This is a genomic window from Mycobacterium simiae, assembly GCF_008370645.1.
GTDB lineage: Bacteria > Actinomycetota > Actinomycetes > Mycobacteriales > Mycobacteriaceae > Mycobacterium > Mycobacterium simiae_A.
The window spans coordinates 1-15,823 of the sequence record NZ_VTZN01000124.1 but is presented as its reverse complement, the minus strand read 5'-3'; the positions used below and the strand labels follow the sequence as shown (position 1 = coordinate 15,823).

Below are 15,823 nucleotides of genomic sequence, written 5' to 3'. Positions count from 1 at the left end.
CGGTACTAGCGCCACCCTGTCCGCCATCGCCTCCGGTCCCGCCCAGCGCGCCGGCGCCACCGCCGGCGCCCAGCCCGCCGTCGCCCCCGTCGCCCCCGGCGCCGAACAGCAGCCCGCCACGACCACCGGCGCCCCCGCTGCCGCCCGCGCCGCCAGCGCCGCCCGGCGCGCCGGGGCCGCCGTCACCGCCCTCGCCCCCAAAGCCACCGACCTTGCCCAAACCGCCGATACCGCCGGTACCGCCCGTCTGCCCGAATAGGGTGCCGGTTGCACCGGGATCCCCGGTCGCCCCCACGCCGAGCGGGTTATCTGCACCGTCGGGGCCTGAGGCCGCCGGGCCGGTGACGGGGTTGACCCCCGCGGCGCCGCTCGCGCCCGCCCCGCCAATCCCGCCAGCCCCGCCGGCGCCGAATAGCCAGGCTGCACCGCCGGCACCACCGTTGCCGCCGCTGCCGCCGGGAATCGTGGCGGACCCGCCGTTACCTCCGAGCCCGCCATTGCCGTACAGCCACCCGCCGGCACCACCAGCGCCCCCGCCTGCCCCCGCCCCACCGGCTCCACCGCTGCCGCCGTTGCCCCACAACCCGGCGGCCCCGCCACTCCCGCCGCCAACACCCGCGTTCACGCCTGCCGCGCCGTTGCCACCGTTGCCGTACAACAACCCGCCGGGCCCACCGCTTTGCCCCGGCGCGGTGCCATCAGCGCCGTTGCCGATCAGCGGGCGTCCCAGCAATGCCTGGGTGGGCGCATTGATGAGATTCAGTAGATTCTGTTCCACGTTGGTGGCCTCGGTGGCCGCATATGCCCCGGCACCCGCGTTCAAGATCTGCACAAACTGGGCGTGAAACAGCGCCGCCTGGGCACCATACGCCTGATATGCCTGCGCGTACGCCCCGAACAGTGCCGCACTGGCCGCCGACACCTCATCGGCACCCGCCGCCAACACCCCCACGGTGGGCCCCAGCGCCGCAGCATTAGCCGAACCAATCGTCGACCCGATACTCGCCAGATCAGACGCCGCCGCAGCCACCAGCTCGGGCGCCGCAATCACAAACGACATGGCTGCCTCCTACAAACATCGCGGCCACCCTGCTAACGCCCGATCACACCGCAGGCTTCAACAGAAGCAAAGCGTATCGCTTGTTCCGGCCTGACGACGACGGTTTCCGTGAAGCCCTTAAGACTCTGGCCCCGGCCCGCCCGCGCTGTGCACTCCGGCCTTGGCCAGATCCGGCTCGGCCGGCGGCTTGCGGGTGCCGGTGAACGTGAACTTCGCGTCCTCGCCGGCGCCTTCGCCGTCCCAGTTGTCCACGTCGACCGTGACGACCTGTCCCGGACCGACCTCCTCGAAGAGGATCTTCTCGGACAGCTGATCTTCGATTTCGCGTTGGATGGTGCGCCGCAGCGGCCGCGCGCCCAGCACCGGGTCGAAGCCACGCTTGGCCAGCAAGGCCTTGGCTTGGTCGGTCAGCTCGAGTGCCATGTCCTTGCTCTTGAGCTGGCCCGCCACCCGGTTGATCATCAGGTCGACCATCTGGATGATCTCGTCGCGAGTCAACTGGTGGAAGACGATGATGTCGTCGATGCGGTTGAGGAACTCCGGCCGGAAGTGCTTCTTCAACTCGTCGTTGACCTTCTGCTTCATCCGCTCGTAGTCGTTCTCACCACCGCCCTTGGTGAATCCGAGGCCGACGGGCTTAGAAATGTCGGATGTCCCCAAGTTCGAGGTGAAGATCAACACGGTGTTCTTGAAGTCCACCGTGCGGCCCTGCCCATCGGTGAGCCGGCCATCCTCGAGGACCTGCAACAGGCTGTTGTAGATCTCTTGGTGCGCCTTTTCGATCTCGTCGAACAGCACCACGCTGAACGGCTTGCGGCGCACCTTCTCAGTGAGCTGGCCGCCTTCCTCGTAGCCGACGTATCCGGGCGGGGCGCCGAACAGGCGCGACGCGGTGAACCGGTCGTGGAACTCGCCCATGTCGATCTGGATGAGCGCGTCGTCGTCGCCGAACAGGAAGTTGGCCAGCGCCTTGGACAGCTCGGTCTTACCGACACCGGACGGGCCGGCGAAGATGAACGAGCCCGACGGGCGCTTGGGGTCTTTCAGCCCAGCACGGGTACGACGGATCGCCTTGGACACGGCCTTGACGGCATCCTCCTGGCCGATGATCCGCTTGTGCAGCTCCTCCTCCATGCGCAGCAACCGGGTGGTCTCGGCCTCGGTCAGCTTGAACACCGGGATACCGGTCCAGTTACCCAGCACCTCGGCAATCTCGTTGTCGTCGACCTCGGCGACCACATCGAGATCGCCTGAGCGCCATTGCTTTTCGCGTTCTGCACGCTGGGCCACCAGTTGCTTCTCCCGGTCACGCAGGCTGGCGGCCTTCTCGAAGTCCTGGGCGTCGATGGCCGATTCCTTCTCCCGGCGCGCCTCGGCGATCTTCTCGTCGAACTCGCGCAGGTCTGGCGGCGCCGTCATCCGGCGGATCCGCATGCGCGCTCCCGCCTCGTCGATCAGGTCGATCGCCTTATCCGGCAGGAACCGGTCGTTGATGTAGCGGTCGGCCAGGGTGGCCGCGGCCACCATCGCGCTGTCGGTTATAGACACCCGGTGGTGGGCCTCGTAGCGGTCGCGCAGACCCTTGAGGATTTCGATGGTGTGCTCCACCGTCGGCTCCCCGACTTGCACCGGCTGGAAGCGGCGCTCCAGCGCGGCGTCCTTTTCGATGTACTTGCGGTACTCGTCGAGCGTGGTGGCGCCGATCGTCTGCAGCTCGCCGCGGGCCAGCTTGGGCTTCAGGATGCTGGCCGCGTCGATGGCGCCCTCGGCGGCGCCGGCACCCACCAGGGTGTGCAGCTCGTCGATGAACAGGATGATGTCGCCGCGGGTGTTGATCTCCTTGAGTACCTTCTTCAGGCGTTCCTCGAAGTCTCCGCGGTAGCGGGAGCCGGCGACCAGCGAACCCAGGTCCAGCGTGTAGAGCTGCTTGTCTTTCAGTGTCTCGGGAACCTCGCCGTGCACGATCGCCTGCGCCAGCCCTTCGACGACGGCGGTCTTCCCGACACCTGGCTCGCCGATCAGCACCGGGTTGTTCTTGGTGCGCCGGGACAGCACCTGCATCACCCGCTCGATTTCCTTCTCGCGGCCGATGACCGGGTCCAGCTTGCCTTCCATCGCGGCCGCCGTCAGGTTTCGGCCAAACTGGTCGAGCACCAGCGACGTGGACGGGGTACCCGACTCGCCGCCGCGACCACCGGTGCCGGCCTCGGCGGCCTCCTTGCCCTGGTAGCCGGACAGCAGCTGGATCACCTGCTGGCGCACCCGGGTCAACTCGGCACCCAGCTTCACCAGCACCTGGGCCGCGACACCCTCGCCCTCGCGAATGAGGCCCAGCAGAATGTGCTCGGTCCCGATGTAGTTGTGGCCGAGCTGCAGCGCCTCCCGCAGACTCAGCTCGAGCACCTTCTTGGCCCGCGGAGTGAAGGGGATGTGACCGGACGGCGCCTGCTGGCCCTGGCCGATGATCTCCTCGACCTGGCTGCGAACGCCTTCCAGCGAAATTCCCAGCGACTCCAGCGACTTGGCGGCTACGCCCTCGCCTTCGTGAATGAGACCCAACAGAATGTGCTCGGTGCCGATGTAGTTGTGGTTCAGCATCCGGGCCTCTTCTTGCGCCAGGACGACCACCCTGCGGGCCCGGTCGGTAAATCGTTCGAACATCGGCGGTTACCTGCTCTCCTCATCGGCACATTGGTCGGCCCCGAACTAGTCCAGCTCGGCCCCGCGTACCTGCCGTCCACTGTAATGGTCGGCCTGCCAGGGTTCATAACCTTGCAGTCCCTATCGGTTCCAGGCCATAACAGCATCAGAACCGCATCACGTTAACGACGAAAACCCCCGGCGCGTTTCATGCGCTGACCGATGGCCAGTTCGCCCGCAGCGAAAAGGCCGGCGCCCAGGCATCAGCCTGGGCGCCGGTAATGCCCGGCTACGTCGCCGCGTGGAATGCGTCGATGATATCGGCCGGAATACGGCCACGAGTCGACACATTGTGTCCATTACGACGCGCCCACTCCCGGATCGCGGCGCTCTGCTCACGGTCGATCGCGCCACGGCCACGGCCGGTGCCGGATCGCCCGCGCCGGCGGCCGCCGACGCGACGACCGGACTCAACCCATTGCTTCAAGTCGCCGCGCAGTTTCGCGGCATTCTTGGAAGAAAGGTCGATCTCATAGGTCACCCCGTCAAGCCCGAATTCGACCGTTTCGTCGGCGGCGCCGGAACCGTCGAAATCGTCGACCAAGGTGACGGTTACTTTCTTCGCCATTAGCTTACCCTCGCATTTCTTCCCGTGCAGTTACTGTGCAGGATGGATAGACTCCCCGTACCACCAATCTGCCATAAGAGCGCGAAATTCTCAATCCGACACAACACGGGCAGTTCAGTTGGAGTGCGGCCGAACAATCGGGAACAAAACTGTCTCCCTAATTGACAGCCCAGTCAAAGACATCAGCAACCGATCGATGCCCATTCCCGTTCCGGTGCATGGCGGCATGCCATACTCCAGCGCGACCAGAAAATCCTCGTCGAGTAGCATCGCCTCGTCATCGCCTTCGGCCGCAGCACGCGCCTGATCAGCAAATCTATCGCGCTGTACGACCGGGTCGGTTAATTCAGAGTACCCGGTAGCTAGTTCGACTCCGTGCAGGTAGAGATCCCACTTCTCGGTTACTCCGGGGGTGCTGCGGTGCTGGCGAGTCAGTGGCGTTGTCTCCACCGGAAAATCCTTGACAAATGTGGGCACGGTCAACCTGTTACCCACAGTATGTTCCCAGAGTTCCTCGACGAGTTTCCCGTGTCCATAGCCACACTTGTCGAGAATCTCTTCGTCGAGTCCGCGCGCGATGTCCCGTAAGCGAGCGACCGAGGTCTGCGGCGTGATCTCTTCACCGAGCACTTCCGACAGCGAGGAATACATCTGGATAGTTGTCCATTGTCCGTCAATGTCGTAGACACTGCCGTCGGGCATCGGAAGTTGTCTGGTCCCGATCGCCTCATCGGCTACTTCTTGAATAAGTTCCCTGGTGACCACTGCGGAATCGTCATAGGTGCCGTACGTCTGGTAGGTCTCCAACATGGAGAATTCCGGCGAATGGGTAGAATCCGCGCCTTCGTTTCGGAACACCCGATTAACTTCGAAGACCTTGTCGAAACCCCCGACGACGCAACGCTTGAGGAACAGTTCCGGTGCGATGCGCAGGTAAAGGTCCATGTCCAGGGCATTCGAATGGGTGACAAACGGCCGGGCAGCCGCGCCGCCAGCCAGCGTCTGCAACATGGGCGTCTCGACTTCAAGGAAGCCGCGGCGTTCCAGTGAATTCCTGATCGCACGGATGACGGCAATGCGCTGCCGGGCCATGTCGCGCGCCTGCGGACGGACGATCAGGTCGACGTAGCGCTGCCGAACCCGCGACTCTTCACTCATCTCTTTATGCGCGACGGGCAGCGGGCGCAACGACTTGGCGGCCATTCGCCAGGAATCGGCGAGAACCGACAATTCGCCGCGGCGTGAACTGATCACGGTGCCATGCACATACACGATGTCACCGAGGTCGACGTCGGACTTCCACGCGTCGAGTGCTTGCTGGCCCACCTTGTCCAGACTGATCATCACCTGCAGGCGGGTGCCGTCGCCGTCCTGGACTGTAGCAAAGCACAGCTTTCCGGTGTTGCGTGCAAATACCACCCGACCGGCTACGCCGACGACGTCCTCGGTCGCCGTGTCGGTCGGCAGGTCAGCATAGGCGGCGCGAATCTCGGCCAGGGTGTGGGTGCGTTCGACGGCAACCGGGTAGGGGTCACACCCGTCCGCCAAGAGACGAGCGCGCTTGTCCCGACGGATCCGGAACTGCTCGGGAATGTCTGACTCGGCGGAGCTCACGACGTGCCAGCTTAAATGGTCGAGTCTGCGCTCACGGCATCGAGCCTGCGCTGGCAGCGCGAAAGTTGGCTGTCTGCCGCGCTGAACGCAGGCTCGGGTTACTAGCTAGTCGCAAGCTCCTTAGCGCACAGTCTTCAGCCGCCCGCGCTGGGCGTCCTGATTGCGTTCGAAGACAAGCCGCAAGCCGTGCAGGGTCAAGTGCTGCTCGTAGTGATCGACGGCATGCAGTTCGGGCAGCAGCAGCGGCGCGGTATGCCCCGTCGCTACCACCGCGACGTCGTCGGCGGCAGAAAACCCCTTGACATCCTCGCGGATGCGGCCAACCAAGCCGTCAACCAGCCCGGCAAAGCCGAACACCGCGCCGGCCTGCATGCATTCGACGGTGTTTTTTCCGACGACCGAACGGGGCCGGGCCAGCTCGACGCGGCGCAGCGCGGCCGAGCGAGCGGCCGCGGCATCAGATGACACCTGTACTCCGGGTGCGATGGCGCCGCCAAGGAATTCCCCCTTTGCTGAAACCACATCCACGCAGATCGACGACCCGAAATCGACGACAATGGCGGCCTTCTGGAACCGGTGATAAGCGGCCAAGCAGTTCACGATCCGGTCGGCACCCACTTCTTTTGGATTGTCGACCAGCAGCGGGATCCCCGTGCGCACTCCCGGTTCGATCAGCACGTGGGGCATCGACGGCCAGTATTGGTTGAGCATGATCCGCAGCTCGTGCAGCACTGATGGGACCGTGGACAGTCCCGCCGCTCCGGTGAGCCGCTCGGAGTCTTCCCCGATCAAGCCGTCGATGGTGAGCGCAAGTTCGTCGGCGGTAACTTCGGACTCGGTGCGTATCCGCCACTGCTGCACGACCTTTGCGTGCTCTTTGGCCCCGGACAGCAAGCCGACCACGGTGTGGGTGTTACGGACGTCGATGACCAGCAGCACGACTACCGTGCACTCATTCGAGGGTTCAAGAGCTCCGCGGCGTCGGGTATGTCGAAGGGCACGTACGCCGGGTCGTGACCCAGGTCGATCTGCTTGTTGTGGGCGTCGACGAACACGATCCGCGGCTGGTAGGCGCGGGCCTCGGCGTCCTCCATGGTCCCGTACGCGATCAGAATCACCAGGTCGCCCGGATGAACCAGGTGAGCGGCGGCGCCGTTGATTCCGATTACGCCGCTGCCGCGTTCGCCGGTGAGTGCGTAGGTAACCAGCCGGGCACCGTTGTCGATGTCGACGATGGTGACTTGTTCACCCTCCAGCAGATCGGCGGCGTCCATCAAGTCAGCGTCGATGGTCACCGATCCGACGTAGTGCAAATCGGCCTGGGTGACCGTAGCGCGATGGATTTTCGACTTCAGCATTGTCCGTAACATCACTTCCTCCAAGGTGATTGGGAGTATTCGTCCAGCCCATTGGTGCCAGCGAGAGTCCCTATTTCAATCCCGACGTTGTCCAGCAGCCTGGTGGTGCCGACCCGCGCCGCAACGAGTAACCGGGCGGATCCGCTGTTGGTCAGCGGAGCAAGTTCGCCATCACGCAGCTGCACGTAGTCAACCGTGACGCCGGGCGCGGAGAGCAGCACGGCGCGAGCCGCCTGCACCGCGGCCTGAGCCCCGTCCGTTGCCGCATGGGCGCCAGCCGTCAGCGCCGCCGAAAGCGCCACAGCCGCTTCGCGCTGCGCCGGGTCCAGATAGCGGTTGCGCGACGACATCGCCAGCCCGTCGGCCTCCCGCACAATCGGCACCCCGACCACTTGGACGTCGACATTCAAGTCCGCGACCATCTGACGGATCAGCACCAGCTGCTGGTAGTCCTTCTCACCGAAGAAGGCCCGGTCGGGTCGGACGATATGCAGTAGCTTCAGCACCACGGTGAGCACCCCGGCGAAATGGGTTGGCCGCGCGCCGCCCTCCAATTCGGTACCCAGCGGGCCGGGTTGGACGGTGGTGCGCAATCCGTTGGGATACATCGCCGAGCCCGTCGGCGTGAACGCGATCTCCACGCCTTCAGCCCGCAGTTGCGCCAGGTCGTCGTCCAGGGTGCGGGGATAGGCGTCGAGATCTTCGTCGGCGCCAAATTGCAGCGGGTTGACAAAGATCGACACGACCACCACCGAGCCGGCTGTCCTTTTGGCCGCCCGGATCAGCGCCAGGTGGCCCTCATGTAATGCGCCCATCGTGGGCACCAACATCACCCGCCGACCGGTGTGCCGCAACGCGCGGCAGACATTGCTTACCTCCCCCGGCGCGGAGTAGATATTGAGTTCGCCCGGCTTGAAAGTGGTCTTCATGGCGTCAACACCGCCACGACGTCCTCGGGCGCGTGGGCGCGTTGCGCAGTCCGCAATGCGATGACCCGATATGCCTGAGCCAGGTCCGGATCTACCTGCTCTAAAGCTGCCAGGTGTGCGGCGACCGCCGCGGCATCACCACGCGCGACCGGGCCGGTCAACGCTGCCTGCCCCCGCTGCAACGTGTTCTCCAGCGCCGCGCGGGCAAGCGGTCCGACGATGCGTTCGGCAAGGCCGCCGGGCTGGCTGTCGACGCTTTGCTGGCCGAGCAGCACGTCACCACGCAGGGCGGCGCGTAAGGCATCGAGGGCGTCAGCGAGCACGGTCACCACATGGTTGCTGGCCTGGGCTAGCGCCGCGTGATAGAGGGTGCGGGCCTGCTCGCGGACACAGAACGGCTCCCCACCCATTTCGAGTACCAGCGATTGAGCAATGGCGTACCCGATGTCGTCGGCAGCGGTGACCCCGTAGCACGTGTCCGGCAACCTGCTGATGTCTTCATCGGATCCGGTGAACGTCATCGCCGGGTGGATGGCCAGCGGTATGCAGCCCTGCTTCGTGAGGGGTGCAAGAATACCGATCCCGTTGGCGCCCGAGGTGTGCGCCACGATGGTGCCCGGCCGCACCGCCGACGTAGTGGCCAAGCCGGAAACCAGACCCGCCAGTTCACTGTCGGTAACCGCCAACAGCAGCAGCTCGGCAGCGGCGGCGACGTCGGGAAGTGGCAGTACCGGGGTATCGGGCAACCAGCGCTCGGCCCGCAGCCGCGACGCGCGGGAGATGGCGCTGCATGCCACCACGACATGGTCGGCGCGTTCCAGCGCCGCCCCCAGCGCGGCGCCTACCCGCCCGGCGGAGATAATTCCCACCTTGAGCCTGGCCGGGCGCAAACCGTCGAACTGCACCATCGCAGACGACCTCACAGGTTTGTTGGTTCGTTCCAGTCCCTCGGACAAGCCGGGCAAGCGGGTACCGGACGGTCACTACGACTGTAGTCGATCAGCCGCCCCGGCGGCGACGCCGGCCACCTCCCGACGGCTCGACCTGCAGCCGCGCGAGCAGATCCGCAACCGACTGACCACCGGTTTGGGTGTCGGAGCCGTGTGCCCCCGCCGGCCGGTCCGGTTCTGACTCCGGGCTGCGGTGCCGGGCGGCGGGTTCCGGAGGCGGCGGCGTGGCCAGTCGGGGTGCCGGCGGGCCGGCGGGCGCACTCGAAACGGGGGTCTGATCCCGGCTAGGGTCAACCGGCGTCTGGCCGGCTCCTAGGCTCCCCACACCATGCTCGCGGTACTCCGCGGAATGGCGAGCTCGTGATCGGCGACCACCGTATTCTCGCGGCATCTCGACGGGGCCGAGCGTCATGTCGCCGCCGTCGTCTGCTGGGCTGGTATGCCGGGAACGGCGACGCCGGCCCGCCGGCTGCGCGGGCGCGGCAAGGATAGGTTCCTCAGCTGACCAGTGGCCTCCGGGTGCTCCCGGAGGCAACCACTGTCCGCCGGCGGCGGCAGGTTGCCATGACCGCTGTTCGGGTTCCGGCAGCGGTGCCCGCTGGCCGTGCGCATAGCGGAGGGTTTGTGCCGGCGGCGCCTCGTACTGCTGTTGGCCACCCGGTGAGGAATCCCTCTCCGCGTGGGTGGGCTGCTGGGGCGTCAGCAGTGGTCGCCTGCTAACCGCTGGTTGCAGGACCGGCTCCGCGGTGGGCAGTACGCCAACCTCCGGCACATCGATAATGGCTTCATTGGCGCGGTTGCCCGCCTCGCCTTGGCGAGCCATCGTTACGCGATCGATGGACATCCAGTCGGCATCCGGGCTCTGGCCATGGTGCACCCGGTCGGCCAACGCGCGCGCGGTTCGCGCTTCTTGGTCCACCGTCTCCAGCGCCGGACGGTTGTCGAGATCCGCGTCGAACAGGATTTCCAGACTGGTCCGCAGCGCGGCTAGCTCGGCCCGTAGTGCAGCCACCTCGTCGGCTGCAGCAGCACGCAATTCGACGGCCAGCTCGCTGCGCAGCTGAGATTCCACGGTCAGCTCATACTCGCGGCGGGCCGAAATTTCGCGATCCAGCTGGAGGTCGTAGACCAGCTTCAGGTCGCGGGCGCGGGCCTGCTCCGTGTCGGCCTGGCGGCGGTAGAGCACCGACACGAACGCACCCGCGACGGCGGCCCACAGCGCCAGGATTACCGCGAGCTTGAGCAGTTCCACCCGGTTGGTGAAAACCAGTGCCGAGCTGGCCCCGATGGCAAGAACCAGCAACGTCGTCAAGAGCACCCACCCCGGCCTGCGGCCGCCGCGCCGGACCCGGGCGCCGCGGGACAGAACGGTCATGGCCTGACTGTACCTGGGCGAGATCAATCCGCGTGTCGTGCCGGTCCGGCGATTCTCGGGTCGACTGGACCATGCCGCCAGCAACGCCGGTTAGCTTTCCGCCCCCGCGCCGCGCTCGGCTGGATCCTGCGGCGACTTGCAGCAATGCTGCAGCCACAGCGCGGCGACAACCAATGCCAGCGCGCTGCCGGCCGCCACCACAGCGCCGGGGGTGTCCTCAACGGCGACCCGCTGCCAGGACCGCCGCGGCAGCAGATACACCAACACCCCGAGCCACCAACCCAGCACCAACGCCCCCACCCACGCCGAAGCCTTGGCGACCATCAGACTGCGTGCCACCGTAAGCGGGTGCAGCCGACCGGGCCCGCCGCCGATCTCACCGTCGTTGATTTTGGCCCGGATGTGACGAGCCCACAGCGCCTCGGCGATCGCAACGCCCAGCAACGATAGTCCGGTCCACGCTGTGATCGGTGGAAACCACCGGAACAACGCCACGACCAGTACATAGCCCACCACGGCTGCGCCGATTGCCGCGGCCGTGAGGTCACGTTTGCGGGTCGGCCCCATCAGCTGTCCAACGTCAGCGAGGTCAGCCGTACACTGGCTCGATCGGCCGGCTCCAGCTCAGCCAGCAGCTCTGCGATGGGGCGAGTGCCCCCAGGAAGCGTCATTTCGGCTGACGGATCCACGTCTAGCCATGGGGCCATCACGAATGCTCGCAGATGGGCCATCGGATGCGGCAGCGTCAGGTCACTGTCGTTGCACAGCACGTCGCCCCTTCCGGCCGCGGACGGCTGGTAGCAGGTGACCAGATCGACATCGAGCGTTCGTGGGCCCCAGCGCTTCTCCCGCTCCCTACTGGCAGCCCGCTCGAACTCCTGAGCCCGCCGCAGCCACGCGTGGCTGTCGCGGGCCGGGTCGTCGGCGATCAGCACCGCATTGAGAAACGGCTCCTGCTGAATACCGCCCCAGGGGTCCGTCTCATACACGCGCGAAGCCGCGACCAGCGTGTCGCCGAGCCCGTCAACCACCGATTGCAGGTGGGCCAGGCGGTCACCCAGGTTCGAGCCGATCGACAGCACTACCCGGCTCATACCGCGCCGTTCGCGGGAACCACCGCACCGCGACCTCCGCGCCGTGACCGGCGCGTCACCACGGCGACATCACTAAACGGCAGCGGAATGGGAGCCTGTGGCTTGTGCACAACCACCTCAACGGCATGCACCCGCTCGTCCTGCATCACCTCATCGGCGATCTCGGCCCCGACCGTTTCGATAAGGTTCCGCGGGGGCCCGCCGACGATTTCGGTGGCCCGCTGCGCCAGACCGATGTAGTCGTAGGTGTCGGCAAGATTGTCGCTACGCGCGGCGTCGGCCAGATCCATCCATACGGTGATATCGACAACGAAGCGCTGCCCAGCCACCCGTTCGTGCTCGTAGACTCCGTGCCGCCCGTGCACCATCAAGCCGCGCAACTCAATTCGGTCGGCCATCGTGCCCAGTCCTTTCGGCTCGCTGCCACGCGTCGACGACTCTGAGGGCGTCGACCGAGGCCCGCACATCGTGTACCCGCACACCCCAGGCCCCGTGCAATGCCGCAAGCACCGATATCACCGCCGTCGCCGTCTCCCGCCCGTCGGGCGGCCGTGGGGTGCCGTCACGACCGGCCAGCAAGGCGCCAAGGAAGCGCTTGCGTGACGCGCCTAACAACACGGGATACCCGGTGGCAACCAACTCCGGCAAGGCATGTAGGAGCGACCAATTGTGTTGTCCCGTCTTGGCGAAACCCAGCCCGGGATCGATCACCAGTTTCGCCGGGTCGACACCCGCGGCTACCGCGTCATCAACGACAGCGAGCAGGTCGGCGCGCACTTGGGCCACCACGTCGCGATAGTCGGGCACCTGATGTGGGTGGGTCGGCGATACCCGTCGCCAGTGCATCAACACCCACAACACACCGGCTTCGGCCACCAGCGGCGCCATCGCCGGGTCGGCCCGTCCGCCGGACACGTCATTGACGAGCTGCGCGCCATGCTCCAGCGCCGACCGCGCGACATCGGCGTGCGTGGTATCGATGCTGACCGTAACACCCTGTGCGGCAAGCTCTTTGACGACAGGTATGACGCGGGATGCCTCGATCAGCGGGTCGACCCGCACAGCGCCCGGCCGGGTCGACTCGCCGCCGACGTCGACAATCGCCGCGCCCTCGGCAACCAATGCCAGCCCATGCTCGACGGCACGCGCTGTGTCAGCGTAACGCCCGCCGTCGGAGAACGAGTCGTCCGTGATGTTGAGGACACCCATAACCTGCACAGGCGCCGAACTCACTTACGCAGGATGAGATCGAGCGCTTCGGCTCGAGAAGCGGCATTGGTCTTGAACAGACCACGCACCGCCGACGTCGTCGTGACAGCACCGGGCTTGCGGACTCCGCGCATTGCCATGCACAGATGTTCGGCTTCGACCACGACGATGACACCCCGCGGTTCGAGCTTTTTCTCCAGGGCATCGGCGATCTGGCTGGTGAGCCGCTCTTGTACCTGCGGCCGCTTGGCATACAGGTCGACCAGGCGAGCGATCTTGGACAGCCCCGTCACCCTCCCCTCTTCGCCAGGGATGTAGCCGACATGGGCCACACCGTGGAACGACACCAGATGGTGTTCGCAGGTGGAGTACATCGGTATTTGCTTGACCAGGACCAGCTCGTCATGATCTTCGTCAAACAAGGTGTTCAGCACCGCGTCGGGGTCGGTGTACAGCCCGGCGAAGATCTCGCCGTAGGCGCGCGCGACGCGCGCCGGAGTGTCCCGTAGGCCATCTCGGTCCGGGTCTTCGCCGATCGCACACAGCAATTCGCGGACGGCCGCTTCGGCGCGCGGCTGGTCGAATACCCGCGTAATCGCGCGGTTGGGGTGGGAATCCAGCTGCGTCATCGAGATCCTCCGTTTTCCTAGCCGTGGGCCGATGGATTAGACCGACTAACGTGCCTATCCCGCTGGGACGGCTCAGGTGGGTCCGGCACGGATTGATCGGGCGGCGTACAACCCGCTGCCGGCTCGGGCCGCTGCGACGGCCGGTTGGACACCTCTGGGGGCCATCCGGGGGCGCGCCAGCCGGCAGGAGCGCCGTAGTCAGGTTGGTAGCTGGATCGGTTTCGGTCCGAGCCATTGGGCACGCGGCCGCTACCGTCGGGTCCAGACTGCGCGGCCTGTGCTGCCTCAGCCGCGCGGGTGGCTCGCGCGATAGCCTCTTTGAACGCCGGCTCGGGCAGTGGCGGCGGCCAGGGCTCGCCACGTTCGACGGCCAGCTCGCCGGGCGTCTTGATGGGCGGCTTGTCCGAGGGAATGCGGCCACCGAAGTCGTCGAACACGGTCAGGCGAGGCCGTTTTTCGACCTCGGCGAAGATCGCCTCGAGCTCAGGGCGGTGCAGGGTTTCCTTTTCCAGCAGCTCGCCCGCCAGAGTGTCGAGCACGTCGCGGTATTCGGTGAGGATCTCCCACGCCTCGGTGTGCGCGGCTTCGATGAGTTTGCGGATCTCTTCGTCGATCTCGCGGGCGACCTCATGGGAGTAGTCCGGCTGCGTGCCCATGGTCCGGCCCAGGAACGGGTCACCGTGCTCCGAGCCGTACTTGACCGCGCCGAGTCGGGAGCTCATGCCGTACTCGGTGACCATCGCGCGGGCGACCTTGGTTGCCTGCTCGATATCGGACACCGCGCCCGTCGTCGGCTCGCGGAACACGAGTTCCTCGGCGGCGCGCCCACCCATCGCGAAGACCAGCTGCGCGATCATCTCCGAGCGGGTGCGCAGGCCCTTGTCTTCTTCGGGCACCGCCACCGCGTGCCCGCCGGTGCGTCCGCGGGCCAAGATCGTCACCTTGTAGACCGGATCGATGTCCGGCATGGCCCAGGCCGCCAGGGTGTGTCCGCCCTCGTGGTAGGCGGTGATCTTCTTTTCGTGTTCGCTGATGATCCGCCCTTTGCGGCGTGGGCCGCCGATCACCCGGTCGACCGCCTCCTCCAGCGCCGGCCCGGTGATGACGGTGCCGTTCTCCCGGGCAGTCAGCAGCGCCGCCTCGTTGATGACGTTGGCCAGATCTGCGCCGGTCATGCCGACGGTCCGTTTGGCCAGCGCCTCGAGGTCGGCGTCGGGGGCCATCGGCTTGCCCTTGGAATGCACTTGCAGCACCGCGCGGCGACCCGCCAGGTCAGGGTTGGTGACCGGGATCTGGCGGTCGAAGCGGCCGGGCCGCAGTAGCGCGGGGTCCAGGATGTCCGGCCGGTTGGTGGCCGCGATGAGGATCACGCCGGCTCGCGGGTCAAACCCGTCCATTTCGACCAGCAGCTGATTGAGCGTCTGCTCGCGTTCGTCGTGGCCACCGCCGAGTCCAGCGCCGCGCTGTCGGCCTACGGCGTCGATCTCGTCGACGAAAATGATGCAGGGGTTGTTCTGTTTGGCCTGTTCAAACAGGTCACGCACACGCGAGGCGCCGACTCCGACGAACATCTCGACAAAGTCGGATCCAGAGATGGTGAAGAACGGCACACCAGCCTCGCCCGCCACCGCCCTGGCTAGCAGCGTCTTGCCGGTGCCTGGCGGTCCATACAGCAGCACGCCTTTGGGGATTTTCGCGCCCAGCGCCTGGTAGCGCCCTGGGTTCTGCAGAAAGTCCTTGATCTCGTAGAGCTCTTCGACCGCCTCGTCGACGCCGGCCACGTCGGCGAATGTGGTCTTGGGCATGTCTTTGGAAAGCTGTTTGGCGCGTGACTTGCCGAAACCGAAGCCCATCCGGGCGCCGCCCTGCATCCGGGAGAACATCACGAACAGGCCCACCAGCAACAGCAGCGGCAGCGCATAGACCAGCAGCTCGCCCAGGATGCTGCCTTGGTTGACGACGGTGGTGACCTTGGCGTTCTTCGCGGTCAGCGCGTCAAACAGGTCGACGGCGTAGCCGGTCGGGTATTTGGTGATGACTTTGTCGGATCCGTCGGTGTCGCTGTTGCCCTTTTTCAGCACCAGCCGCAGCTGCTGCTCCCGGTCATCGATCTGCGCGCTCTTGACGTTGTCGTTCTTGATCTGCAACACCGCCGCCGAAGTGTCGACCGGTTTGTAGCCGCGGGTGTCGTCGCTGAAATAGAAGAACGACCAGCCGAGCAGCACTACGACGGCGATCGCCGTTACGGTGCGGATCACATTCTTTCGGTTCATCAATCATCGGCCGTGTCGGCCAGGTCCTTCCGGATACACAGCTGGAAATGTCTAGGTTACCGCC

Annotated in this window: 15 protein-coding genes; all 15 read right to left on the bottom strand. The window is 66.0% G+C overall.

Features of this window, described 5'->3' with window-relative positions:
* Positions 1–1,060, bottom strand: a 1,060-nt coding sequence (locus F0Q45_RS18170) for a PE family protein (protein WP_149655266.1), incomplete at its 3' end; no start/stop codon positions are given.
* Positions 1,061–1,177: 117 nt separating this feature from the next.
* Entirely contained in the window at positions 1,178–3,721 is a 2,544-nt protein-coding gene (gene clpC1 / locus F0Q45_RS18165; protein WP_149655265.1) for an ATP-dependent protease ATP-binding subunit ClpC, read from the bottom strand.
* Positions 3,722–3,989: 268 nt separating this feature from the next.
* Positions 3,990–4,328: a histone-like nucleoid-structuring protein Lsr2 gene (lsr2, locus tag F0Q45_RS18160; protein WP_149655264.1), complete on the bottom strand. Its 339-nt coding sequence runs from the start codon at positions 4,326–4,328 to the stop codon at positions 3,990–3,992.
* 114 nt (positions 4,329–4,442) lie between these two features.
* Complete coding sequence (lysS, locus tag F0Q45_RS18155) at positions 4,443–5,942, bottom strand: lysine--tRNA ligase (RefSeq protein WP_149655263.1); 1,500 nt, start codon at positions 5,940–5,942, stop codon at positions 4,443–4,445.
* A 120-nt stretch (positions 5,943–6,062) separates the two neighbouring features.
* Positions 6,063–6,881 carry a type III pantothenate kinase gene (locus tag F0Q45_RS18150; RefSeq protein WP_149655262.1) on the bottom strand — a complete coding sequence of 273 codons (819 nt, stop codon included), beginning with the start codon at positions 6,879–6,881 and terminating at the stop codon, positions 6,063–6,065.
* A gap of 2 nt (positions 6,882–6,883) precedes the next feature.
* Entirely contained in the window at positions 6,884–7,312 is a 429-nt protein-coding gene (gene panD / locus F0Q45_RS18145; protein ID WP_149655261.1) for an aspartate 1-decarboxylase, read from the bottom strand.
* A complete protein-coding gene (gene panC / locus F0Q45_RS18140; protein ID WP_149655260.1) occupies positions 7,312–8,229 on the bottom strand; it encodes a pantoate--beta-alanine ligase in 918 nt (305 codons plus the stop codon). Before panC ends, panD begins: the two co-directional genes overlap by 1 nt.
* Positions 8,226–9,137 (bottom strand): Rossmann-like and DUF2520 domain-containing protein, encoded by a 912-nt coding sequence (locus tag F0Q45_RS18135; RefSeq protein WP_149655259.1) that lies wholly within the window; start codon positions 9,135–9,137, stop codon positions 8,226–8,228. The genes panC and F0Q45_RS18135 overlap by 4 nt, the downstream gene beginning before the upstream one ends.
* 91 nt (positions 9,138–9,228) lie before the next feature.
* Positions 9,229–10,554: a DUF6779 domain-containing protein gene (locus F0Q45_RS18130; RefSeq protein ID WP_149655258.1), complete on the bottom strand. Its 1,326-nt coding sequence runs from the start codon at positions 10,552–10,554 to the stop codon at positions 9,229–9,231.
* Positions 10,555–10,644: 90 nt separating this feature from the next.
* Entirely contained in the window at positions 10,645–11,121 is a 477-nt protein-coding gene (locus F0Q45_RS18125; protein WP_149655257.1) for a DUF3180 domain-containing protein, read from the bottom strand.
* Positions 11,121–11,648, bottom strand: a complete 528-nt coding sequence (gene folK / locus F0Q45_RS18120) for a 2-amino-4-hydroxy-6-hydroxymethyldihydropteridine diphosphokinase (protein WP_149655256.1) — start codon at positions 11,646–11,648, stop codon at positions 11,121–11,123. Before folK ends, F0Q45_RS18125 begins: the two co-directional genes overlap by 1 nt.
* Positions 11,645–12,046, bottom strand: a complete 402-nt coding sequence (folB, locus tag F0Q45_RS18115; protein WP_149655255.1) for a dihydroneopterin aldolase — start codon at positions 12,044–12,046, stop codon at positions 11,645–11,647. The genes folK and folB overlap by 4 nt, the downstream gene beginning before the upstream one ends.
* On the bottom strand, positions 12,030–12,881 hold the full coding sequence (folP, locus tag F0Q45_RS18110; protein WP_149655254.1) for a dihydropteroate synthase: 852 nt from the start codon (positions 12,879–12,881) through the stop codon (positions 12,030–12,032). The genes folB and folP overlap by 17 nt, the downstream gene beginning before the upstream one ends.
* Positions 12,878–13,486 (bottom strand): GTP cyclohydrolase I FolE, encoded by a 609-nt coding sequence (folE, locus tag F0Q45_RS18105; RefSeq protein WP_149655253.1) that lies wholly within the window; start codon positions 13,484–13,486, stop codon positions 12,878–12,880. The genes folP and folE overlap by 4 nt, the downstream gene beginning before the upstream one ends.
* 17 nt (positions 13,487–13,503) lie before the next feature.
* Positions 13,504–15,759 carry an ATP-dependent zinc metalloprotease FtsH gene (gene ftsH / locus F0Q45_RS18100; RefSeq protein ID WP_149655252.1) on the bottom strand — a complete coding sequence of 752 codons (2,256 nt, stop codon included), beginning with the start codon at positions 15,757–15,759 and terminating at the stop codon, positions 13,504–13,506.
* Positions 15,760–15,823: the final 64 nt, after the last annotated feature.

Coding starts and splice junctions, on each gene's coding strand:
- ftsH (WP_149655252.1), bottom strand. CDS start 15,759: ATGAACCGAAAGAATGTGATCCGCACCGTAACGGCGATCGCCGTCGTA.
- panC (WP_149655260.1), bottom strand. CDS start 8,229: ATGAAGACCACTTTCAAGCCGGGCGAACTCAATATCTACTCCGCGCCG.
- F0Q45_RS18135 (WP_149655259.1), bottom strand. CDS start 9,137: ATGGTGCAGTTCGACGGTTTGCGCCCGGCCAGGCTCAAGGTGGGAATT.
- F0Q45_RS18130 (WP_149655258.1), bottom strand. CDS start 10,554: ATGACCGTTCTGTCCCGCGGCGCCCGGGTCCGGCGCGGCGGCCGCAGG.
- panD (WP_149655261.1), bottom strand. CDS start 7,312: ATGTTACGGACAATGCTGAAGTCGAAAATCCATCGCGCTACGGTCACC.
- lsr2 (WP_149655264.1), bottom strand. CDS start 4,328: ATGGCGAAGAAAGTAACCGTCACCTTGGTCGACGATTTCGACGGTTCC.
- clpC1 (WP_149655265.1), bottom strand. CDS start 3,721: ATGTTCGAACGATTTACCGACCGGGCCCGCAGGGTGGTCGTCCTGGCG.
- F0Q45_RS18125 (WP_149655257.1), bottom strand. CDS start 11,121: ATGGGGCCGACCCGCAAACGTGACCTCACGGCCGCGGCAATCGGCGCA.
- folK (WP_149655256.1), bottom strand. CDS start 11,648: ATGAGCCGGGTAGTGCTGTCGATCGGCTCGAACCTGGGTGACCGCCTG.
- folE (WP_149655253.1), bottom strand. CDS start 13,486: ATGACGCAGCTGGATTCCCACCCCAACCGCGCGATTACGCGGGTATTC.
- folB (WP_149655255.1), bottom strand. CDS start 12,046: ATGGCCGACCGAATTGAGTTGCGCGGCTTGATGGTGCACGGGCGGCAC.